Raw genomic sequence first — 20,299 nt, 5'->3', positions numbered from 1 at the left:
TGATTTTTGACAGCACCCGAACGCCGCAGAGGAGGGGTCGCATGATTCAAGCCAATATGCTCGATACCCGCACCGCCGCTGCTGGCGTTTTCATGTCGCCATGTCGACATGCAGCTGTCGCCGGTTCGTGACAGCCTGATACCCGGCGCTTGCCGCCGCGGTCTCTGCGCTTCCTGATTTTTCCTCTCCATGCCGGGTTTCCCGTGTCATTCTTCGTCGTCGCACGCAATTCTCCGCATTCGGGAGAATGCGCGGAGCCTTGGTCCCGTGTCGGCCGCGCGACGGTTCCCATTTGCAGACCTTCCGGGAGCTTTCCCATGCCTGCCCCCTTTCATAGCGGTGCCCTTGCGCCGTACGACCGGCTGTCGGTCGATGTCGGCGTGCCACATCCGCAGCGCGTCCGGGTGCGCGACGTCGTGCGGGTCGCATTTGTGGCGATCCTTGCAACGCTGGTCATCGCCACCTTGCTGTTCCTGCCGCTTGCGGCGGGCGAAATCGCCCGGCTTGATGCCGTCGTTGCCGGCGGCGTCGCGAAGCCGGCCGCCGTCCTGCTCGACAGTCTCAGGACGCTGTTTTTCGGGCTTCTCGTCCTGTCGGGTGCGATCGTCGCCTTTGCGCTGTCGGTCTTGCTGACGCCGTCCGCGCCGCAACCGGTGTTTCCGCCGTCGCGGCGGTGGCAGCGACGTGCCGAACAAAATGCCGTCCGGACCAATCCGATCCTTTCGGGAGGCCAGAATGTTCGCCCGGTTTGAGAAGATGATCGATCCGTTCCGGGCGGGGCCGCTTGAGGCCCCGCCCGCGACGCTTTTCGGGTTTTGCTGGTACTATACCCGGCCGGTCTGGCCGATCCTTGCCGTCGTTTCCGGTCTCGGCGCTGTCCTGGCGATCTTCGAGGTCCTGATCTTCTCGTTCCTCGGGGACCTGGTGAACTGGCTGGAAAGCGCGGACCGCACGACATTCTTCGCGCAAAACGCCGGTCAGCTCATCTGGATGAGCGTGGTATTGCTGGTCATCCTGCCCGTGCTTGCGCTCTTGTGGGAGCTCTTCTTCCATCAGGCGCTGATCGGGAACTATCCGATGGTCATCCGTTGGCAGGTGCATCGGTATCTGCTGCGTCAGAGCGTCGGTTTCTACCAGGACGATTTCGCCGGGCGCATCGCCACCAAGGTGATGCAGACCTCGCTCGCCGTGCGCGAGGTGGTCACGCGGATCCTCGACGTGCTTGTCTATGTCGTGGTTTACTTCGTTTCCGCCGTGGTCTTGACGGGCCTGTCGGATTGGCGGCTCGCACTTCCGCTGGTGGTGTGGCTCGGCGCCTATGTCGCGGTGCTCGTCTTCTTCGTGCCGCGTCTCAAGGGCGTGTCCAAGCAACAAGCCGATGCGCGCTCGCTGATGACGGGCCGCGTCGTAGACGCCTACACGAACATCGCCACGGTGAAGCTCTTCTCCCATACCGACCGGGAGGAGGCCTATGCCAAGTCCTCCATGTGGGACTTTCTGGGCACCGTCTACCGGCAAATGCGGCTTGTGACGCTGCTCAATGTATCGCTGCACACGATCAACCTGCTGCTGATCTTTGCAAGCGGGCTGGTGTCGATCCTGCTCTGGCAACATACGACCGTCTCGACCGGTGACATCGCGGTGGCGATCGGGCTGGTGCTTCGGCTTCAGGGCATGTCCCAGTGGATTCTGTGGGAGGTGTCGGGTCTCTTCGAGAACATCGGCACCGTGCAGGACGGGATCACCACGCTGTCGCGCGAGCGCGGCGTGCGCGACAGGCCGGACGCCAGACCGCTTGAGGTGGACAAGGGCGCCATCCGCTTCGAGGATATCCGCTTCCACTACGGCAAGCAGGCGGGCGTCATCGAACGCATGTCGCTCGACATCAAACCCGGAGAAAAAGTCGGCGTCGTCGGGCGTTCGGGCGCTGGCAAGTCGACCCTCGTCAATCTTTTGTTGCGCTTCTACGACCTTGAGGGCGGGCGCATCCTGATCGACGGGCAGGACATCGCCGGCGTCACTCAGGCAAGCCTGCGTGCCAACATCGGCATGGTCACGCAAGATACCTCGCTGCTGCATCGCTCCGTCTACGACAACATCGTGTACGGCCGCCCGGATGCGGAGGCGGACGATGCGCTCAAGGCCGCGGCGCGCGCCCATGCGGACGGGTTCATTCCCGGTCTGGAGGACAAGGCCGGACGGCGCGGACTGGATGCCCATGTCGGCGAGCGCGGGGTGAAGCTTTCCGGCGGCCAGCGCCAGCGCATCGCCATCGCGCGCGTTCTGCTCAAGGACGCGCCGATTCTTGTGCTCGACGAGGCGACGTCGGCGCTCGATTCCGAGGTCGAGGCCGCGATCCAGGACAGTCTGACCGACCTGATGCAGGGCAAGACGGTGATCGCCATCGCCCACCGGCTCTCGACGATCGCGGCAATGGACCGGCTGATCGTCATGGATCAGGGCCGGGTGTTGGAAGACGGCACCCATGAGGCGCTGCTGGCGCGCGGCGGGATTTATGCCGATCTCTGGCGGCGCCAGTCCGGCGGCTTCATCGACAGCGAGGCCGCTGTGTCCTGACCATCGGGGCGGCATTTTTTCCGTGATGGATCAGGTGCCCGCCCTGTGAGCGCCGGAATGGGAAAAAAACCGCGACAAACCGTCATCGCTGGCACGGGAGATCTGGACAAGTGCTGGCAACGGTGCCAATAACGCCCGTGCTTGGAAAGGTGCGACAGCCGCACCTGCCGCCCTGACAGCACGTCCCGCCGACCCCTGGGTGCCTTGACCCGCAGGAGGACGGCGGCCGGACGTCGTTGTCGCCGGGCTCGAAGATCAAAGAGGACGCGACCTTGGCACAGCAGGATACGGTCGAACCCACACGCCGCGATTTCCTCTATATCGCGACCGGTGCGATGGGTGCGGTCGGCGCGGGTGCGCTGGCATGGCCTTTCATTCACCAGATGAACCCGGATCAGTCGGCGCTTGCGCTGGCCTCCATCGAAGTCGACGTGTCGGCGGTCGAGCCGGGGCAGTCGATCAAGGTGATGTGGCGCGGCAAGCCGGTGTTCATCCGCAATCGTACCGAAACGGAAGTCGAGGAAGCGAATGCGGTCCCGGTCGACGACCTTCCCGACCAGATGGCGCGTAACCTCAATCTTTCCGCCGACGCGACAGCAACCGATGCCAATCGCGGTGTGGAAGGCAATGAGGCGTTGATCGTCATGGTCGGCGTTTGCACCCATCTGGGGTGCATTCCGCTTGGTCAGGCGGGCGACTTTGGCGGGTGGTTCTGCCCCTGCCACGGCTCGCACTACGATACGGCCGGTCGTATTCGCAAGGGTCCCGCGCCTGAGAATCTTCTGGTTCCGCCGTTCGAGTTCATCTCGGACGAAGTGATCAGAATCGGTTGATACGCGGCAGTTTCGAGGAGGCAGCCATGGCTGGACATTCCAATTACGTGCCGCAGAGCGCGGCGGCTAAGTGGCTTGAAAGCCGCTTGCCGGTCATTTCGCTCGTTCGCGGCTCTTTCGTCGACTTTCCCACGCCGAAGAACCTCAACTACTGGTGGACCTTCGGCGGCATCCTGTTTTTGGTGCTGATCTCGCAGATCCTCACGGGCGTCGTCCTGGTGATGCATTACACCGCCAGCACGGAGGCAGCCTTTGCCTCCGTCGAGCACATCATGCGCGATGTGAACTTCGGCTGGCTGCTGCGCTACCTGCATTCCAATGGCGCGTCGATGTTCTTCATCGCCGTCTTCATCCACATGTTCCGCGGCATGTATTACGGCTCCTACAAGGCGCCGCGCGAGATCTCGTGGATCCTGGGGGTCATCATCTTCCTGATCATGATGGCCACCGCCTTCATGGGTTACGTGCTTCCCTGGGGCCAGATGTCCTTCTGGGGCGCCACCGTGATCACCAACCTGTTCTCGGCGCTGCCGCTGGTCGGCGAGCCAATCGTGCAGTGGCTGTGGGGCGGGTTCGCCGTCGACAACCCGACGCTGAACCGTTTCTTCTCGCTGCACTACCTGCTGCCGTTCATGATCTTCGGCGTGGTTTTGCTGCACGTGTGGGCATTCCACACGACGGGCAACAACAACCCGACGGGCATTCAGCCGAAGACGAAGCAGGACACGCTGCCCTTCCATCCGTATTACACGATGAAGGATCTGTTCGCGATGGTCGTGTTCATGATCCTGTTCGCCTACTTCGTGTTCTACATTCCGAACTACCTCGGGCACGCCGACAACTACATTGAGGCCGACCCGCTGGTCACCCCGTCGCATATCGTTCCGGAATGGTACTTCCTGCCGTTCTACGCGATCCTGCGCGCCGTCCCCGACAAGCTCGGCGGGGTCATCCTGATGTTCGGCTCGATCGCGGTGCTGTTCGTGCTGCCGTGGCTCGACACCTCCAAGGTCCGGTCCGGTTCCTACCGCCCGCTGTTCAAGCAGTTCTTCTGGATCTTCGCCGCTGTCTGCGTCGGTTTGGGGTATCTGGGCGCGATGCCGGCGGAAGGTGGCTATGTCATCATGGCCCGCATCCTGACGGCCTATTATTTCGCCCACTTCCTGATCATCCTGCCGCTGCTCGGGTTCCTCGAGAAGCCGAAGCCGGTGCCGGCGTCGATTTCCGAATCGGTGCTCGGCGGATCTGGAAGCGGTCAGCCAGCCGGTGCGGTCGCCGCGCCGGAAACGAAGTGAACCACGGACGAGATTGGGAGTTCTCCTGAATGAACACGATGATCAAATCCGTGCGCGGCGCCGTCCTGGCCCTTGCGGCGATCGCCGTCGCCGCGCCGGCGATGGCTGCCGGCGAGGGGCCGCACATCGAGCGTGAGCAGTGGTCGTTCGCAGGGCCCTTCGGGACCTACGACCGGGCGCAGCTCCAGCGCGGCTTCAAGGTGTTCAAGGAGGTTTGCGCCTCCTGTCACGGCGCCAAGTTCCTCGCCTTCCGCAACCTCGAGCAGCCGGGCGGTCCCGGTTTCACCGAGGAGCAGGCCAAGGTGATCGCCGCCGAGTACACCGTGCCCAAGGGCGTCGACGAATATGGCGACCCTGTTGAGGGACCGGCCATCCTGTCCGATCACTGGCCGTCGCCGTTTCCGAACGAGCAGGCGGCGCGTGCGGCCAACGGCGGGGCGCTTCCGCCGGACTTTTCCACGCTTGCCAAGGCACGCGCGGTCGCCAGCGGCTTTCCGGGCTTCGTATTCGACATCTTCACGCAGTATCAGGAGCACGGCCCTGATTACATCTACAACCTGCTGACCGGATACGAAGAGCCGCCCGAGGGGATGGAAATCCCGGTCGGCCAGTACTACAATCCGAAGTTCATCGCGGGCGATGCACTTGCGATGGCGCCGCCGCTTTATGAGGACAGCGTCGAGTACACTGACGGCTCGCCGATGACCGTCGAGCAGTATGCCAAGGACGTGTCCGCCTTCATGATGTGGGTCGCGGAGCCGAAGCTCGAGGAACGCAAGAACCTCGGCTTCCGCGTCATGATCTTCCTGATCGTGTTCGCGTCGCTGCTGTATTTCACCAAGAATGCGATCTGGCGGAACGTCGATCATTGATCCGACCGACCGTATCTCGCAGGATCAGGGCCGCCGGAGCAACCGGCGGCCTTTTTCATGTTCGCAACCAGGGGAATCTCGTTTAGGTTGCATGCGTGATTGATGCAATCAATTTGGAGGGGTGCGAATGAGCGAAGCCGTTCTTGGCGTGATTGGCGGATCCGGGCTTTACGATCTTCCGGAACTGACCGATGCGGAATGGGTCACGGTGGGCAGCCCCTGGGGCGCGCCGTCGGACGCCCTGAGAATCGGGCGCGTGAACGGCCTCAAGGTGGTGTTTCTGCCCCGCCACGGGCGCGGCCACCGTTATGCTCCTTCCGACATCAATTACCGGGCGAACATCGATGCGATGAAGCGCTGCGGGGTGACGTCGCTGGTCTCGGTGTCCGCCTGCGGGTCGCTGAACGAGGCGATGGCGCCGGGAACCTTCGTGCTGGTCGATCAGTTCATCGACCGGACGTTCGCGCGCGAGAAGAGTTTTTTCGGCAAGGGCTGCGTGGCGCATGTCTCCATGGCCGAGCCGGTCGCGCCCGGGCTCGTCGGGCATGTCGCCGCGGCGGCAACGGCGGAAGGGCTGACCTTTCATGAGGGCGGCACCTATCTGGCGATGGAAGGGCCGCAGTTCTCCTCGCTGGCGGAAAGCGAACTTTATCGCTCGTGGAAGTGCGACGTGATCGGCATGACCAACATGCCGGAGGCCAAGCTCGCCCGCGAGGCGGAGATCTGCTACGCGACCGTCGCCATGGTCACCGATTACGACAGCTGGCATCCCGACCACGGCTCGGTGGACATTCAGGCGATCATCCGCGTCCTGCACGAGAACGCGGACAATGCCCGTCGGCTGATCGCGCGGCTTGCAAGGGACCTGCCGCGCACGCATGAAGCCTGCCCGGTCGGCTCCTGCACCGCGCTTCAATACGCGATGATGACCGCGCCGGAGGCACGCGACCCCGATCTGGTCGCCAAGCTCGATGCGGTCGCCGGGCGGATGTTGCATCCGACCGGGTGAGCCGGAGCGGGCCGGTCAAGTCAGAGCGGCCGGCCGCCGTGCATCCACGGTCCCATCATGCCGAGGCCGCCGAAGACTCCGGCCAAGAGGCTCATGATGAGGCCGAGGACGAGCGACACAACGATCGCGGCGGGAATGGCGGCCAGCGAGACCTTGATGATGATCATCATCAGACGGACAAACGGGATGTCGACATCGGTGATTGTCACGGATTGTTTTTCGCTCATGGTGGGGCTCCCGATCTTTCTTGATATTGCAAGGTATTCAACGCCGCCGATGATGCTCCGAACGCGCGCGGCAGACAACAGCGAGGCTGGGTGATGGCAGACAGCACTGTATCGGACGAACTTCTGGCGGCGATCCGCACGATTCCCGATTATCCGAAAGAGGGGATCCTGTTTCGCGACATCACGACGCTGCTGGGCAACGCACGCGCGTTTCGCCGGGCGGTCGACGCGCTGGTCCAGCCGTGGGCAGGCTCCAAGGTCGACAAGGTCGCCGGCATCGAGGCGCGCGGGTTCATTCTGGGCGGCGCGGTGGCACATCAGCTGTCGGCCGGCTTCGTGCCGATCCGCAAGAAGGGCAAATTGCCTTACGATACGGTGCGCATCGCCTATTCGCTGGAATACGGGCTCGACGAGATGGAGATGCACAAGGACGCCATCGAGCCTGGCGAAAAGGTCATTCTGGTCGATGACCTGATTGCCACCGGCGGAACGGCCGAGGCCGCGACGCGGCTTCTGCAGCAGATCGGCGCGGAGGTGATCGCGGCGTGTTTCATCGTCGACCTGCCGGATCTCGGCGGACGGGAGAAGATCGAGGCGCTCGGCGTGCCGGTGCGCACGCTCGTGGCGTTTCCCGGGCATTGACCCAGGCGCCGGATAGCGGCGGGCCGGGTGGGGAAGCGGCCTTCAGCGCGGCGTTTGTCGCGCGCTTTGAGGATCTGTTGGCCTGGCGCCGCGACGTGCGGCGTTTCCGAACGGATCCGATAGCCGACGATCTGCTTCAACGGCTGCTGCTAGCGGCGCATATGGCGCCATCGGTGGGCAACAGCCAGCCCTGGCGCTTCGTGACGGTCGACGAGTCCGAGCGCCGCGAGGCCGTGCGGTCCAGTTTCCAGCGGGCCAATTCCCAGGCGCTGGCATCCTACTCGGGCGAATCAGCCCGTCTCTATGCCACCCTCAAGCTTGAGGGGCTTTCCCTCGCACCGGTTCAGCTCGCCGTGTTCTGCGATGAGGGGACACGTCAGGGGGCAGGGCTGGGGCGGCGCAGCATGCCGGAGATGCTGGCCTATTCCTGCGTCTGCGCCGTCAACACGTTGTGGCTTGCGGCGCGCGCGCATGGGGTGGGACTTGGATGGGTGTCGATCCTGGAACCTGAAATCGTCACACGAGCGCTGGACGTGCCGCCTTCATGGCGCTTAATTGCCTATCTGTGCATGGGCTTTCCGGCCGAGGAGCATCTTGATCCGGAGCTGGAACGGGCCGGCTGGCAGGCCGGCACGGGCCTCGATGCGCGATGGGTGCACAGATGAATGCGCGACGCCGAGCCATGATGGTCGCGAAGCGCTGCAACTGACAGGGGTAGCAAAATGGCGGTGAGCATCCGAGCCACGACGGAAGATGATCGTCCCGCGGTCGTCGACCTTCTGACACGGCGCTGGACCAGCCCGGAGATCCTGATCGAGGGCGAGATGATCGACGCGTCCCGCCTGCCGGGCTTCATTGCCGAAGACGATGGCGAGGTCGCCGGTCTGGTCACGCTGATCAAGCGGGACGACGAGTGGGAAATCCTGACGCTGGATTCGCTGAGCCGCTGGAGCGGCGTTGGAACGCTGCTGCTCAATTCGGTCGTCGGGTCGGCGGTCGAGAGCGGCATTCGCCGACTGATGGTGCGCACCTCCAACGACAACCTTGATGCCTTCCGCTTCTATCAGCGCCGCGGCTTCCGGCTGGAAAAGCTGGTGCCCGGCGCCATCGACGAGGAGCGCAAGCTCAAACCGGAAATTCCGCTGACCGGCGAATACGGCATTCCGATCCACGACGAAGTCGTCTTCGCGCGCAAGATCTGACGCAGGGCATGCGTCAGCCGGACGCGTCCGGTCGCCGGGCCACGAGCACTTTTCCGGTGAAGGAAAACACCGTCACGCCGTCCTGATTGACGCCCTCGTTCTCGTGAATGGCAAGTCCCCAGCCCGGTCGGGTCTTCAGGGGCGTCTTGTCCGCCAGTCGGGACGTGTAGCGGATGGTGTCGCCGGCGAAGACCGGGCGGATCCATTTCAGGTCGGAGAAACCGGGCGAGGGGCCGAAGCGCGACGGCTCTCCCGTTCGTTTCGTCTCGGCCTTCACGCTTGCCACGAGGAGTTTCATCCACACGGCGGCCGTGTGCCAGCCGGACGCGCAGAGCGCTCCGAAATGCGTTTCCCGTGCCGCCGCGTCGGACAGGTGAAACGGCTGCGGGTCGAAGGATCCGGCGAATTGCGTGATCGCCTCGGCCGTAAACGTGTAGCCGCCAAGGTCGCGGACCTCCCCGATCTGCAGGTCTTCGAACCAACTCATTGGCCTGTCTCCCGTCGTTCGAACAGGATTGCGCTCTTCTCGCTCATGACGGCGATATCTTTCTGGTTCGTCAGTGTGAAGACGAACTGCACGAGGCCAAGGTCGGGGCGGGACCGCAGGGCGCGGGTCGATACGACCTCCGCACGTGCCGTCAATGTGTCGCCGGGATGGACGGGCCGCATCCAGCGCAGGTCCTCGACGCCGGGCGAGCCCCTGCAGGATGAGGCGAGAAGGAGGTTGTCGCACAGCAGGCGCATCAGCATCGATGCGGTATGCCAGCCGGATGCGGCCAGGCCGCCGAGCAGGGACGCCGTGCCGGCATCCTCGTCGAGATGGAACGGCTGCGGATCGAACTCGGCTGCGAAGGCGACGATCTCGTCGCGGCTGACGGTCTTCGATCCGAGCGACAGCGTCTCGCCCGGATGGAAGTCCTCGAAATAGCGGAACTCACTCATGACGCCGGACTATACGCAGCCCCGGTGCGGTGTCGAGTGGATCCGTTCCCGTCAGTCGAAATAGATTTCGTTGTCGTCGAGATAGATGTCGCTCGCCGCGCAGATGTCGATGGAGATCGGCTCGTCGAGCACCTCCGTGCCGTCCTCTCCGAGCCAGCCGACGCGCAGGGTCTGATCGCAGTTTCCGGTATCCGAGGTGAACTCGGCGCGCGCGCTGCCGTCCGGATCGATGATGTCGCCTAGCCAGTTCTGGCTCCAGCCGGACCCGTCGTTTGTATAAAATCCGACGACGGTGTGGGCCTCGGTGTTGTTGTGGACCTCGAAATAGCCTTCCGAGCCCGTTCCCTGCGCCAGCGCGGAGCCGGTCAGAAGCGGCGCAGCGACAGCCGCGACAAAAGCCAGGTGATGCAGACGCATGTGAGAGTCCCCCAAGGGCGAAACGCGCACCGACTTGGCGCGGCGCATCAGTCTAGCCGGGGCTGCGCCAATCCAGAAGCAGACAATCGTCCGTCGGCAAGGCGGGTTTAAAGGAGCGGGAGAAAAGGCTCCCCCCGCTCGCTGCTCCTCGGTCTGAACTCCCGCGTTCGGGGCCGGTGCCGGACGGCTTATTCCTGGCCGTCGGCCGACATGAACGCGAACGGCTTGGCCTCTTGGAAGTGTTCGGCCGCATTGCCGGAATAATAGTTGCCGCCCGCAATCGCCAGTTTCTTCGGCTTGGTTCCTTCGGAGAAGTCGATATCCTCGAAGTCGACCCAGAACGTGTTCGGCGTCGTGGCGCTGTCGAAGAAATACACCAGGTTGGTCTGGTCGGCGGCCGTCCGCCACAGGGTCGAGGCGATGTTCGGCTCGCCGGGCGTCGAGATGCCGAGCGGCACGCTCACGCCGCGCATGATGGAAAGCGACTGGGCGACGGCCTGATTGGCGTAGGTCTTGCCCGGAACCGAGGCGATGTAGTTCTTGTCCAGCGTCTTGGTGGTCGCATCCAGCAGGAAGGAGGCGCGCACGAAGCGGTCGGCCGCGCTGACGGTGCCCGGCAGGAAGGCATTGCCGCCGATCTTGTCCCAATAGGTGGTGAGCGCCAGCTGCTGTTCGTACACCGGCGAATTGGTCATCACCTTGTAGTCCTTGCTGTGATGGACGACGAGTTCGCCGTTCACATACTCGAAGATCGCGCTGTCGCCGCTCGGATCGGAGATCGACAGATGCAGTGTCGCGGCGGATCCGTTGGGAAGCTTCGGCGCGACGATCCGGAAGTCGGCTGCTTTCAGGCCCTCGACCGTTTCGGCGACACTGGCGAAATTGTCGAGCACATATTGTGCCCACAAGCCGATCACCAGCGGCGTGCGGTCGGTGTCGTTGCCGTAGTCGGATTCCGCCAGATAGAGCATGTTCGCGACGAGGCCCTTTTCGTTCATGCCGTCGGCGCTTGCTGTGTTGTAGCCCGACGCGATCACGCTGCCGTATCTGGCGGTCCATTCCGGCGAGCCGGGGCCGGCATTGCCGGAGCGCTTCATGCCGCGCGGGAAGATCCAGAGATCGGTCTGCATGTCCTCCATCCAGTCCATGTTGCGGCCGGTGATCACCGTGTTGTCGTCGCCGACATAGACGGTTCGCGTGCAGGCGGCGGCGGTCTGGGGCAGGATGCTGGCGCCGAACATGAGGGCTGCGGCGAGAGCGGGCAGGATCTTGGACTTGGTCATGCGAGCGGTTCCTGACGTGGGGCGTTGAACGAAAAGCGATGAGACCAGCTCTAGCGTCAAGCCTTTAACGTCAGGAAAACAATCAATGAAAATAAAAGCTTAATCCAAAAATGACGTTGCGGTTTCTGCTGTTTTCCGAAGAGAATCCCACTCCTTCAAAACGCATCCGGCCGGCGGGGGCGCCGCCGGCCGGGTCGTGAAACCATGCAATGAAAGCGGGAGACGCCGTCTTCAGGTGTTGAACTTGAACAGCAGGACGTCGCCGTCCTTCACCACGTATTCCTTGCCCTCGTCGCGCGCCTTGCCGGCTTCCTTGGCGCCGCTCTCGCCGCCAAGCGCGACATAGTCGTCGAAGGCGATGGTCTGCGCCCGGATGAAGCCGCGTTCGAAATCGGTGTGGATCACGGCCGCCGCCTGCGGCGCCTTGGTGCCCTTTTGAATCGTCCAGGCGCGGGTTTCCTTGGGACCTGCGGTGAAATAGGTGATCAGCTCCAGCAGGTCGTAGCCGGCGCGGATCAGGCGGTCGAGACCGGGCTCACTCAGTCCCATCGTCTCCAGGTAATCGGCCTGTTCGCTGTCGTCGAGCTGGGCGATTTCCGCCTCGATCGCCGCCGAAATCACGACGCAGGCAGCCCCTTCGGCCTCCGCCATCTCGCGGACGCGGTCCGACTGGGCATTGCCCTCGCCCGCCGAGGTTTCCTCGACGTTGCAGACATAGAGGATCGGCTTGGTCGAGAGCAGGTTGAGGCCGTCGAGGATCTTCCTGTCCTCCGGCGTGGTGACGTCGAGAAGCCGGGCCGGTTTGCCGTCGTTAAGCAGCGCGAGCGCGCCTTCCATGATCGGAATGACGGCCTTGGCGTCCTTGTCGCCGCCGGTTGCCTTTTTCTTCAGGGGTGCCAGACGGCGTTCCAGGCTTTCCAGGTCGGCGATCATCAGCTCCGTCTCGACCGTCTGGGCGTCGGCGATCGGGTCGATGCGCCCGTCGACATGGGTGATGTCGTCATCCTCGAAGCAGCGCAGAACATGCGCGATGGCATCGACTTCGCGGATGTTGGCGAGGAACTGGTTGCCGAGGCCCTCGCCCTTGGACGCGCCGCGCACCAGGCCGGCGATGTCGACGAAGGTCAGCCGTGTCGGCAGGATGTTTGCCGACTTGGCGATCGCGGCGATATCGTTGAGGCGCGGATCCGGAACGGCGACCTCGCCCGTGTTGGGTTCGATCGTGCAAAAGGGATAATTCGCCGCCTGTGCCGCCGCCGTCTTGGTCAAGGCGTTGAACAGCGTGGACTTGCCCACGTTCGGGAGGCCGACGATGCCGCACTGAAAACCCATTGTCGTTCAATCCTTCTTGCCAAACATGCGGGCCAACCCTTCAGCAAGGGCGCCGCGCGGCTTTGTGTCCTTGTGCGCCGGTGCTGGTTTCCAGCGTCCTTGCGCATCGGGGCGCGGCGCAACCTTGGGCCCTGTTCCCGATGCTTTCGCCGGCGTTGTTTTAGTTGTTGTTGTCGTCGTTGTTTTTTGTGCGGGAAGCGCCCGGTGAATGCGGTTGCAAAATTCCGACGTACGATCGCCAAGCAGAAGCGCCGCCTCGCGACCGGTTTCGTCCAGCAGCGGATCGAGCCAATCGCGGTCGGCCCTGGAGAAGTCGCCCAGAACATGGGCGGTCACGCGATCCTTGTGACCGGGATGATCGATGCCGAGGCGCACCCGGACATAGTCCTTGCCGAGATGCGCGTCGATGGAGCGAATACCGTTGTGGCCGCCGCTTCCGCCTCCGGTCTTCACCCGGACCTTGCCGGGCGCAAGATCGAGTTCATCGTACAGGACGACCACATCGGCGGGGGAGAGCTTGAAGAAGCGGGCCGCCTCGCCGACGGCGCGGCCGGACTCGTTCATGAAGGTCTGGGGCTTCATGAGGAGAACCTTCTCCCCGTCAAGCGTGCCTTCCGCCACCTCGGCCTTGAACCGGTTCCGCCATGGGGTGAACGACGAATGATGGCCGTGGATCGCCTCCACGGCCATGAAACCGATGTTGTGCCGGTTGCGGGCGTATTTGGCCCCGGGGTTGCCGAGACCGACGATGAGCCGCATGGGTTCTCTCCGTCATCCGCCATCGCGGGGTGTTCCGGCCCCGTTTGAGGCCGAAACAGCCAGCCGTGTCAGTCTTTCGAGTCCTCGGCCTTGTCTTCGGCCTTGTCGTCGGCTTCTTCTTCAGCCGCATCTTCCGCTTCGTCTTCTGCTTCGTCTTCAGCGGTTGATCCGCCGCCCGGTGCGGCGATGGTGGCGACGGTGAAGTCGCGGTCGGTGATCGTCGGGATGCATCCCTGCGGCACATCGATGGACGAGATGTGGATCGAGTCACCCACTTGCGCCGTTGCGAGATCGACGATCAACTCATCGGGAATGGAGTCTGCGGGAACCGTCATTTCGACGGTATGACGCACCACGTTCAGCATGCCGCCCTCCTTGAGGCCCGGGCATGACTCTTCATTGATGAAGTGAACCGGAATGTCGACGGTCAGCTCCGAACCCTTCGCGACGCGCAGGAAGTCGACGTGAATGAGGTCGTCGCGCACCGGGTCGAGCTGGTAGTCCTTGGCGATGACGCGATGCGACTTGCCGTCCACCTCGATGGTGCCGAGATTGATCATGAACCCGCCGCGGTGCAGCACAAGGGTCGATTCCTTCATCGGAATCGCGATGGGAAGCGCGGGTTTCTTGTCGCCGTAGATCACGGCGGGGACGAGGCCCTGACGACGGAGTGCGCGAGCGGCCCCCTTGCCGACCCGATCCCTCGTCGAAGCCTTCAGCACATAGCCTTCAGCCATGGCAGTTCTCCTTGAGTTGTGTTGAAAAACGGGCGTTCAACCGCTTGCCGGTGTTCGAAAACGCGTGGCGGCCGGTTTTGGCCCGAATGCGCCGCCTCCAGGGGTGCAGGTGCGCGCCGGTGCTATAGCTGAAGTCCCGCAAAAGGGCAAGCGGCGCGCGCGCCGTGCCCCGGCCGTGCCGGAACAGGCGCGACCCGGCCACGCGTTCGAGAAACGAGATGCAATCTGTGCGGGTGATTACCGGATTTGATATACTTGATATGTCGCAATTGCAGGGACATTATAGTCTTGATATACAACTGCAGGGAACAGTAGAAGAATATCTCAATTTTATTTCCGGAAATAAAAATAAATACATCCACTCCCCGTTAACCCGGTTTTGGCATTGTCGCTACGGAAGATAGGGCAGGAAAACCAAGAACCGGAAGGGGAAAATAATGAAATCACTCTCTTTTGCGACGGCCGTCACACTTCTGGCCACTGTCAGCCTTGCGAATGCAAATCAGTTCGAAGCGGAACTGGGAGCCCTGGCGAAAGGCAAAATCGCCGAGATCGCAACAGCTTCCGAAGTCATCGAGGCGGTGAAGGCCCAAAACGAGGTCACCGCTGCATACGATCAGGCCAAGATCGAGGAGCTCGACAAGACCTGGCGTGCGCAGACGGACGCGGCAGACCAGCCGATGATCGATGCCGCGCTCGACAGCGAGGTGTCCGGGTATCTGATGGACATCCAGGACGGCAGCGACGGGCTTTTCACCGAGATTTTCGTCATGGACGCCAAGGGCCTCAATGTCGGCCAGAGCGACGTGACCTCCGACTACTGGCAGGGCGATGAAGCCAAGTGGCAGGAGACCTATTCGGTCGGGCCCGATGCGCTGCACATCAGCGAACTGGAAGAAGATGAGTCGACCCAGACGGTGCAAAGCCAGGTCAGCGTCCCGGTTGTCGATCCCGACAGCGGCGCCGTGATCGGCGCGGTCACCGTCGGCGTGAACGTCGACAAGATGTGAGTCTGCGCGCGGGACGGGGCGACCGTCCCGCGGCTTTCCCCACTCTGCCGGGAGATTGTGCCTTGAAGATTTCTGTGAAACTGCCGGCCATCATTGTCGGTTTGTCGCTGATGTGTTCCGCGGGCGTCGGGATCGCCAGCTATGTCAGCGGCGCGGCGACCGTCCAGTCCCTGTCTGAGGAACGTCTCACCGCGCTCGCCGAGAACCGGAAGGGCGCCCTGGAGGATTACCTGGGCGGACTTCGGTCCGGGCTTGTCTCCTTTGCCGACAGCAAGACCGTTGTCGGCGCTCTGGCCGGGTTTTCTGCCGGCTGGAGCAAGTCCGGCGACACGCCGGCACAAACGTTGATCAAGGGCTATATCACCGACAATCCGAATGAGCCGGACAAACGCGATGAACTGGATCGCGCCGGGCGCAAGCCCTATGACCGCGAGCATCGCAAGATCCATCCGATCATGCGCCGGCATGTTGCCGACAATGCGCTTGGCGACCTTATGCTCGTCGATCCCGACGGCAATGTGATCTATTCGGTCAAGAAGCGCGACGACTTCGCTGCAAACCTTCGCGATCCCGCATGGAGCGAAACGACGCTCGCAAGCGTGTTCGAGGCGGCCATCGCGGGCGAGGACGGTTCCGCGCATCTCGAGGATCTGATGCCCTATGCGCCCAAGGGCGGTGCGGCGGTCGGACATATCGCGTCCCCGATCACGCTTGGCAGCAAGACACTCGGTGTGATCGTCTATGAAATGCCGACGGCGGCGGTCGGTTCGGTACTCGCAAGTTATGCGGGCCTCGGCGAAACCGGCGATATCAGTCTCGTGAACGAGGCGGGCCTGCTGCAAAACGACAGCATGCGCACGGCCGAGACCAACGAGCTGATGTCCGCCGATCTGGACCGTCCCGCGGTGCGCCAGGCGTTTGACGGCCGTTCCCGTTACATCTCGATGGCGGATTTCAAGGGGATGGATGTCGAAGCCGCGATCGTTCCGCTGAGCTTCCTCGGAAAGTCCTATGCGCTGGTCGTCAGCCAGTCGACGGATGAACTGTTCGCGCCGTTGAGTGCGCTGCGATACTGGATCCTGAAAATCACACTGATCGCGGTCGGTATCGCCCTGGCGGTCGGCATCCTGTTTTCGCGTGCGCTCACAGGGCGGATCAGCCGGCTTTCGGGTGCCATGGAAATGCTGGCGGGCGGAAACACGGATGTCGATCTGCCGCAGGACAAGGCGTCCGATGAAATCGACGCCATGACGCGCTCCGTCGTGGTTTTCCGGGACAATGCCATCGAGCGTCAGTCATTGTCCGACGAACAGAACGCCGTCCGGCGAGAGACGGAAGAGCGTGCCCGGCGCGTGTCGCAACTGATCGACGGTTTCCGTGGCGAAGTGGGCGAGATGCTGGATGCCGTGAATGCCAATGCCGACCAGATGCAGGGCACGGCGCGTGCGCTGACCTCGGTCGCCGAACAGGCCTCCAGCGGCGCCGGCACTGCGGTGGCCGCAGCCGAGCAGACCTCCGGAAACGTGCAGACCGTGGCCTCGGCGGCGGAGGAACTGGCCGCGTCGATCCAGGAGATCGGACGACAGGTCTCCAGTGCCACCGAGATCGTTGGCGGTGCGGTGTCAAGTGCGGAGGCCACGAACACCAGGATCGGCGGTCTTGCGGACGCCGCTCAGCGGATCGGCGATGTTGTGAAGCTGATCACCGACATTGCGGAACAGACCAATCTGCTGGCGCTGAACGCGACCATCGAGGCGGCGCGCGCCGGAGATGCCGGCAAGGGTTTTGCTGTCGTTGCAGCCGAGGTGAAGGAACTCGCCACCCAGACGTCCAAGGCGACGGAGGAGATCAGCTCGCAGATTTCGGCGATCCAGGGCGCGACCCAGGAAGCCGTGGGCGCGATCGGCGAGATCAGTATCACGATGGGCAGCGTGAGCGAATACACCAATTCGATCGCCGCCGCCGTCGAACAGCAGGGGGCCGCCACCGGCGAGATTTCCGGCAGCGTCCAGGAGGCCGCGCGCGGCACCCGGGAAGTCACCGAGACCATCGCCAATATCACCGCGCAGGTGCAGGAGACGAGCCAGTCGGCCACCGATGTCTTGAACGCATCCGGTGACGTTAGCGAGCGTGCCGTCGCATTGCGCCAGACGGTTGACCGGTTCCTCAGCGAGGTTTCCGCCGCCTGATGCCGGTTCCGGGATGAAAGCGAACGAAAGGCCGGCCCTGTGCCGGCCTTTTCTTTTTGGCGGCCACCGCGCTCTGCAGTTGCGGGCGGGCGCCCTTGCGGATTGACAATCCCGGCTCGCTGGGATCACCTGCCGAGCCGCCGATGGCATGACCTTCGGCCATTCCTTGAAAAACACTGCGGATGCGGTCCTTGCGACCGATTCATGAACCGCGCTCCGGGAGGACCACATGATGCAGCTCTCCAAACGCTCGATGTTGACGACACTGGCCGCGACGGTGCTTGCGACGGCCTGCGCCTTCGCCGGCGCCGTTCCTGCCGCTGCCGCGGACAAGGTGAGCGTCGGTGCCTTGCGCTTCACCTCGCATGCCGCAAGCTTTGTCGCCTTCGAGCGCGGCTATTTCGCCGACGAGGGGCTGGATGTCGAGTTCAAGTTCTTCCAGGCGGCACAGCCGATGGCCGTCGCGATCGCGTCCGGCGACGTTGATTTCGGCGTCACGGCGATCTCCGGCAGCTTGATCAACCTGGCGGAAAAAGGTGCGATCAAGGTGGTCGGCGGGGCCCTTCAGGAAGAACCGGGCATCGACGGCCAGATGATCCTGGCGTCCAAAGCCGCGTATGATGCGGGTCTGACGAGCCCGGCGGCGCTTGCGGGCAAGAGCTTCGGCATCACGCAGACCGGGTCTTCGTTTCACTACATGGTGCACAAGATCGCCGACAAGGAGGGCATTCCCCGCTCCGAGATCACGCTGCGTCCGCTTCAAAAGGTCGGCGCTGTGATCGGCGCCTTGAAAACCGGACAGATCGACGCCTGGACCATCGTTCCGCATATCGCCAAGGCGATTGCCGCAGGGCCGGAAATCGAAACCATCGGCATGGTTGCCGACTACATTCCGGACTATCAGGTGACAACGGTCTTTACCTCGACGGCCAATACCGTCGACAAGCCCGACCAGGTGAAGCGGTTCCTCGCCGCCTTCGCGAAGGGTGCCGCGGACTTCAACGCCGCGCTTGTCGACAAGACGACGAGCGCGGATGAAGCCGAGGAAATGGTTCGCCTGATCCACAAATACGTCTATGCTGATCGTCCGTTCGAAAAGGCCGCACCCTCCATCCGCAACGGCGCCATGCGCATCAACGAAGGCGCGCGGCTGAACCTTGCGTCGGTCACCGATCAGCTTGCCTGGTTCCAGTCGGAAAACCTGGTGCCGGCGTCCGTGACCATCGACATGCTGGTTGATGCAAGCTTCGTCGAGACGGATTGAACGACAAGCTGACAAGGAGCGGGCCGTTCCATGGACCTCCTGCTGCGCGGAGTGTCGCACACATACGGCGACACCCAGGTCTTGTGCGACATCGACCTTGCCGTCGGCGAGGGCGAGATCGTGTGCATTATCGGGCCGTCAGGTTGCGGCAAGTCGACCCTCTTGCGCTTCATCGGCGGGCTGGAACGTCCCGATGCCGGCGAGGTTCTGCTGGCCGGCGCGCCGCCGGCGGGGTCGCTCAATCCGCTCACCTATGTGTTTCAGGATTTCGCCTTGCTGCCCTGGCGCACGGTGGAAGGCAATGTCTCGCTGGTTCTGGAGGACCACGGGCTCGGGACGGCGGAGCGGCGGGCGATCATCGACGACGTGCTGACACGCACGGGTCTTAGGGATTTCAGCAAGGCGTTGCCGCGTCAGTTGTCCGGCGGCATGAAGCAGCGCGTGGCGATCGCCCGCGCACTCAGCGTGCGTCCGGCCGTGATGCTGATGGACGAGCCGCTGTCCGCGCTCGACAGTCAGACGCGGGAACTGTTGATGGACGATCTTGTCGGGCTCTGGCAGCGTGAGCGCTTCACCGCCTGTTACGTCACGCACAATCTGGCCGAGGCCGTCCGCCTCGGGCACAAGATCGTGGTGCTTTCGCGCCGGCCGGGCAGGATCCGCGAGATCGTGACCATCGACCGCGATCTCGCCGACCGGCAGCAGGCGGATGCACGGCTGGACGCGATCCAGCGCGATCTGTGGCATCTGCTGCGCGACGAGGCGCGGGCCGCCGACCGGGAGCTTGCAGATGATCTCGTCTGACCGATCCGAAAGCGCAAGGACTGTGCAGGGCGATCCTCCCATATCCGGTGCCCGGCTCCAGCCCGTGCCGTTTCGCGGCGGCGGCTTCCGTCCGGTGCGCGTGCGTTTCGTCGGGCCGCTGGTGTTCGCCTCCATCCTGCTCCTGTGGGAGGCGGGGTCGCAAACCGGGGTGATCAGCAATCTCGTTCTGCCTGCACCGAGCGAAGCCTTCGAGGCGTTCCGGCAACTGGTCGAGACCGGTCAGCTGTGGCGGCACCTCGGTGCGTCGCTGCAGCGCCTCGTCGTCGGCTGGACGCTCGGCATGTCGCTGGGTGTCGCGGTCGGGCTGTTGATCGGCCTGTTCTCGCTGGCCCGTGCCGGCCTGATGCCGCTGGTCTCGGCGCTGTTTCCCATACCCAAGATCGCGCTCCTGCCGCTTTTCGTGATCTGGTTCGGCATCGGCGAGGGATCGAAAGTGGCGACCATCCTGTTCGGCTCGTTCTTTCCCACCGTGATCGCCACCTCGGCCGGCGTCGACAATGTCGACCGCTCACTGGTGCGCATGGGGCAATCGTTCGGACTGTCCTGGTGGTCGATCGTGCGCAAGATCATCCTGCCGGGAGCCATGCCGGCGATCCTGTCGGGCGCGCGGATCTCCGCCTCCATCGCCATCATCCTGCTGGTGGCGGCGGAAATGATCGGCGCCGAATACGGCGTCGGCGCCTATATCCTGATGGCCGGCAGCCTGTTTGCCACCGATCAGCTTCTCGCCGGCGTCGCGATCCTCTCCGTCATGGGGCTGATCGTGGGGTGGCTGATCGGGCGCGCCGAGCGTTTCTTGCTGCGCTGGCGCAGCTGAGGGCTGGATCCGCATATCAGTGCAGACCGGCATGCATCCGCCTTCGTCCGCCCATGCGACCCGGAAC

22 protein-coding genes are annotated in these 20,299 nt (G+C 63.4%); 14 read left to right on the top strand and 8 right to left on the bottom strand.

The genetic code is table 11. The features are described from left to right. Nucleotides 1–317 precede the first annotated feature (317 nt). The 6 genes from BLU32_RS13780 (at nt 318) to BLU32_RS13755 (ending at nt 6,586) form a co-directional block, all read left to right on the top strand. Nucleotides 318–752 (top strand): hypothetical protein, encoded by a 435-nt coding sequence (locus BLU32_RS13780; RefSeq protein WP_093807836.1) that lies wholly within the window; start codon nt 318–320, stop codon nt 750–752. After that, the gene (locus BLU32_RS13775) at nt 736–2,577 is read left to right on the top strand and encodes an ABC transporter ATP-binding protein (protein ID WP_093807834.1); all 1,842 of its coding nucleotides are present in this window, start codon (nt 736–738) and stop codon (nt 2,575–2,577) included. The genes BLU32_RS13780 and BLU32_RS13775 overlap by 17 nt, the downstream gene beginning before the upstream one ends. Nucleotides 2,578–2,849: 272 nt before the next feature. Next, on the top strand, nt 2,850–3,410 hold the full coding sequence (gene petA, locus BLU32_RS13770; protein ID WP_093811046.1) for a ubiquinol-cytochrome c reductase iron-sulfur subunit: 561 nt from the start codon (nt 2,850–2,852) through the stop codon (nt 3,408–3,410). A 26-nt stretch (nt 3,411–3,436) separates the two neighbouring features. After that, nucleotides 3,437–4,705, top strand: coding sequence for a cytochrome b/b6 (locus BLU32_RS13765; RefSeq protein WP_093807832.1), 1,269 nt, complete (start codon nt 3,437–3,439; stop codon nt 4,703–4,705). Between the two features lie 29 nt (nt 4,706–4,734). Continuing rightward, complete coding sequence (locus tag BLU32_RS13760) at nt 4,735–5,577, top strand: cytochrome c1 (protein ID WP_093807830.1); 843 nt, start codon at nt 4,735–4,737, stop codon at nt 5,575–5,577. A 127-nt stretch (nt 5,578–5,704) separates the two neighbouring features. Beyond that, on the top strand, nt 5,705–6,586 hold the full coding sequence (locus tag BLU32_RS13755) for an S-methyl-5'-thioadenosine phosphorylase (protein WP_093807828.1): 882 nt from the start codon (nt 5,705–5,707) through the stop codon (nt 6,584–6,586). 20 nt (nt 6,587–6,606) lie between these two features. Here the strand turns inward: BLU32_RS13755 and BLU32_RS13750 are convergent, their stop codons facing one another. Then, the gene (locus tag BLU32_RS13750; RefSeq protein WP_093807826.1) at nt 6,607–6,813 is read right to left on the bottom strand and encodes a hypothetical protein; all 207 of its coding nucleotides are present in this window, start codon (nt 6,811–6,813) and stop codon (nt 6,607–6,609) included. Nucleotides 6,814–6,906: 93 nt separating this feature from the next. Between BLU32_RS13750 and BLU32_RS13745 the strand changes: the two genes are divergently transcribed. The 3 genes from BLU32_RS13745 to BLU32_RS13735 are packed head-to-tail and all read left to right on the top strand — an operon-like array spanning nt 6,907 to nt 8,657. Beyond that, nucleotides 6,907–7,455: an adenine phosphoribosyltransferase gene (locus BLU32_RS13745; RefSeq protein ID WP_093807824.1), complete on the top strand. Its 549-nt coding sequence runs from the start codon at nt 6,907–6,909 to the stop codon at nt 7,453–7,455. Further along, nucleotides 7,452–8,120, top strand: a complete 669-nt coding sequence (gene bluB / locus BLU32_RS13740) for a 5,6-dimethylbenzimidazole synthase (protein ID WP_093807822.1) — start codon at nt 7,452–7,454, stop codon at nt 8,118–8,120. The genes BLU32_RS13745 and bluB overlap by 4 nt, the downstream gene beginning before the upstream one ends. A gap of 57 nt (nt 8,121–8,177) precedes the next feature. Then, nucleotides 8,178–8,657: a GNAT family N-acetyltransferase gene (locus BLU32_RS13735; protein ID WP_093807820.1), complete on the top strand. Its 480-nt coding sequence runs from the start codon at nt 8,178–8,180 to the stop codon at nt 8,655–8,657. A 13-nt stretch (nt 8,658–8,670) separates the two neighbouring features. Here BLU32_RS13735 and BLU32_RS22580 read toward each other — a convergent pair whose 3' ends face one another. The 7 genes from BLU32_RS22580 to BLU32_RS13700 form a co-directional block, all read right to left on the bottom strand. Continuing rightward, on the bottom strand, nt 8,671–9,144 hold the full coding sequence (locus BLU32_RS22580) for a MaoC family dehydratase (RefSeq protein WP_093807818.1): 474 nt from the start codon (nt 9,142–9,144) through the stop codon (nt 8,671–8,673). Beyond that, complete coding sequence (locus tag BLU32_RS22575; protein ID WP_093807816.1) at nt 9,141–9,599, bottom strand: MaoC family dehydratase; 459 nt, start codon at nt 9,597–9,599, stop codon at nt 9,141–9,143. The genes BLU32_RS22580 and BLU32_RS22575 overlap by 4 nt, the downstream gene beginning before the upstream one ends. A gap of 51 nt (nt 9,600–9,650) precedes the next feature. Then, nucleotides 9,651–10,016: a hypothetical protein gene (locus BLU32_RS13720; protein WP_093807814.1), complete on the bottom strand. Its 366-nt coding sequence runs from the start codon at nt 10,014–10,016 to the stop codon at nt 9,651–9,653. Between the two features lie 188 nt (nt 10,017–10,204). After that, nucleotides 10,205–11,299: a linear amide C-N hydrolase gene (locus tag BLU32_RS13715; RefSeq protein ID WP_093807812.1), complete on the bottom strand. Its 1,095-nt coding sequence runs from the start codon at nt 11,297–11,299 to the stop codon at nt 10,205–10,207. Nucleotides 11,300–11,530: 231 nt separating this feature from the next. Continuing rightward, on the bottom strand, nt 11,531–12,631 hold the full coding sequence (gene ychF, locus BLU32_RS13710) for a redox-regulated ATPase YchF (RefSeq protein WP_093807810.1): 1,101 nt from the start codon (nt 12,629–12,631) through the stop codon (nt 11,531–11,533). A 6-nt stretch (nt 12,632–12,637) separates the two neighbouring features. Continuing rightward, nucleotides 12,638–13,390 (bottom strand): aminoacyl-tRNA hydrolase, encoded by a 753-nt coding sequence (gene pth / locus BLU32_RS13705; RefSeq protein WP_093807808.1) that lies wholly within the window; start codon nt 13,388–13,390, stop codon nt 12,638–12,640. A gap of 68 nt (nt 13,391–13,458) precedes the next feature. Continuing rightward, nucleotides 13,459–14,127: a 50S ribosomal protein L25/general stress protein Ctc gene (locus BLU32_RS13700; RefSeq protein WP_093807806.1), complete on the bottom strand. Its 669-nt coding sequence runs from the start codon at nt 14,125–14,127 to the stop codon at nt 13,459–13,461. A 437-nt stretch (nt 14,128–14,564) separates the two neighbouring features. Here BLU32_RS13700 and BLU32_RS13695 point away from each other — a divergent pair, with 437 nt between their 5' ends. From BLU32_RS13695 to BLU32_RS13670, 5 genes are all read left to right on the top strand, one after another. After that, the gene (locus tag BLU32_RS13695; RefSeq protein ID WP_093807804.1) at nt 14,565–15,137 is read left to right on the top strand and encodes a hypothetical protein; all 573 of its coding nucleotides are present in this window, start codon (nt 14,565–14,567) and stop codon (nt 15,135–15,137) included. 62 nt (nt 15,138–15,199) lie between these two features. Continuing rightward, complete coding sequence (locus BLU32_RS13690) at nt 15,200–17,326, top strand: methyl-accepting chemotaxis protein (protein WP_208976886.1); 2,127 nt, start codon at nt 15,200–15,202, stop codon at nt 17,324–17,326. Between the two features lie 229 nt (nt 17,327–17,555). Then, a complete protein-coding gene (locus BLU32_RS13680; protein WP_093807800.1) occupies nt 17,556–18,590 on the top strand; it encodes an ABC transporter substrate-binding protein in 1,035 nt (344 codons plus the stop codon). 30 nt (nt 18,591–18,620) lie between these two features. Next, nucleotides 18,621–19,394 carry an ABC transporter ATP-binding protein gene (locus BLU32_RS13675; protein WP_093807798.1) on the top strand — a complete coding sequence of 258 codons (774 nt, stop codon included), beginning with the start codon at nt 18,621–18,623 and terminating at the stop codon, nt 19,392–19,394. Continuing rightward, nucleotides 19,381–20,232, top strand: coding sequence for an ABC transporter permease (locus BLU32_RS13670; protein ID WP_093807796.1), 852 nt, complete (start codon nt 19,381–19,383; stop codon nt 20,230–20,232). Before BLU32_RS13675 ends, BLU32_RS13670 begins: the two co-directional genes overlap by 14 nt. Nucleotides 20,233–20,299 lie beyond the last annotated feature (67 nt).

It is taken from the genome of Stappia sp. ES.058, assembly GCF_900105595.1.
Taxonomy (GTDB): domain Bacteria; phylum Pseudomonadota; class Alphaproteobacteria; order Rhizobiales; family Stappiaceae; genus Stappia.
The sequence above is the reverse complement of the archived record's forward strand: the minus strand, read 5'-3'. Positions and strand labels throughout refer to the sequence as shown.

Bases quoted from the DNA above. Each gene is read 5' to 3' on its own strand.
- BLU32_RS22575 (WP_093807816.1), bottom strand. From the start codon at position 9,599: ATGAGTGAGTTCCGCTATTTCGAGGACTTCCATCCGGGCGAGACGCTG.
- ychF (WP_093807810.1), bottom strand. From the start codon at position 12,631: ATGGGTTTTCAGTGCGGCATCGTCGGCCTCCCGAACGTGGGCAAGTCC.
- BLU32_RS13765 (WP_093807832.1), top strand. From the start codon at position 3,437: ATGGCTGGACATTCCAATTACGTGCCGCAGAGCGCGGCGGCTAAGTGG.
- BLU32_RS13715 (WP_093807812.1), bottom strand. From the start codon at position 11,299: ATGACCAAGTCCAAGATCCTGCCCGCTCTCGCCGCAGCCCTCATGTTC.
- BLU32_RS13780 (WP_093807836.1), top strand. From the start codon at position 318: ATGCCTGCCCCCTTTCATAGCGGTGCCCTTGCGCCGTACGACCGGCTG.
- BLU32_RS13760 (WP_093807830.1), top strand. From the start codon at position 4,735: ATGAACACGATGATCAAATCCGTGCGCGGCGCCGTCCTGGCCCTTGCG.
- BLU32_RS13775 (WP_093807834.1), top strand. From the start codon at position 736: ATGTTCGCCCGGTTTGAGAAGATGATCGATCCGTTCCGGGCGGGGCCG.
- BLU32_RS22580 (WP_093807818.1), bottom strand. From the start codon at position 9,144: ATGAGTTGGTTCGAAGACCTGCAGATCGGGGAGGTCCGCGACCTTGGC.
- BLU32_RS13735 (WP_093807820.1), top strand. From the start codon at position 8,178: ATGGCGGTGAGCATCCGAGCCACGACGGAAGATGATCGTCCCGCGGTC.
- BLU32_RS13670 (WP_093807796.1), top strand. From the start codon at position 19,381: ATGATCTCGTCTGACCGATCCGAAAGCGCAAGGACTGTGCAGGGCGAT.
- BLU32_RS13675 (WP_093807798.1), top strand. From the start codon at position 18,621: ATGGACCTCCTGCTGCGCGGAGTGTCGCACACATACGGCGACACCCAG.
- BLU32_RS13695 (WP_093807804.1), top strand. From the start codon at position 14,565: ATGAAATCACTCTCTTTTGCGACGGCCGTCACACTTCTGGCCACTGTC.
- pth (WP_093807808.1), bottom strand. From the start codon at position 13,390: ATGCGGCTCATCGTCGGTCTCGGCAACCCCGGGGCCAAATACGCCCGC.
- BLU32_RS13750 (WP_093807826.1), bottom strand. From the start codon at position 6,813: ATGAGCGAAAAACAATCCGTGACAATCACCGATGTCGACATCCCGTTT.
- BLU32_RS13755 (WP_093807828.1), top strand. From the start codon at position 5,705: ATGAGCGAAGCCGTTCTTGGCGTGATTGGCGGATCCGGGCTTTACGAT.
- BLU32_RS13680 (WP_093807800.1), top strand. From the start codon at position 17,556: ATGATGCAGCTCTCCAAACGCTCGATGTTGACGACACTGGCCGCGACG.
- BLU32_RS13720 (WP_093807814.1), bottom strand. From the start codon at position 10,016: ATGCGTCTGCATCACCTGGCTTTTGTCGCGGCTGTCGCTGCGCCGCTT.
- BLU32_RS13745 (WP_093807824.1), top strand. From the start codon at position 6,907: ATGGCAGACAGCACTGTATCGGACGAACTTCTGGCGGCGATCCGCACG.
- BLU32_RS13700 (WP_093807806.1), bottom strand. From the start codon at position 14,127: ATGGCTGAAGGCTATGTGCTGAAGGCTTCGACGAGGGATCGGGTCGGC.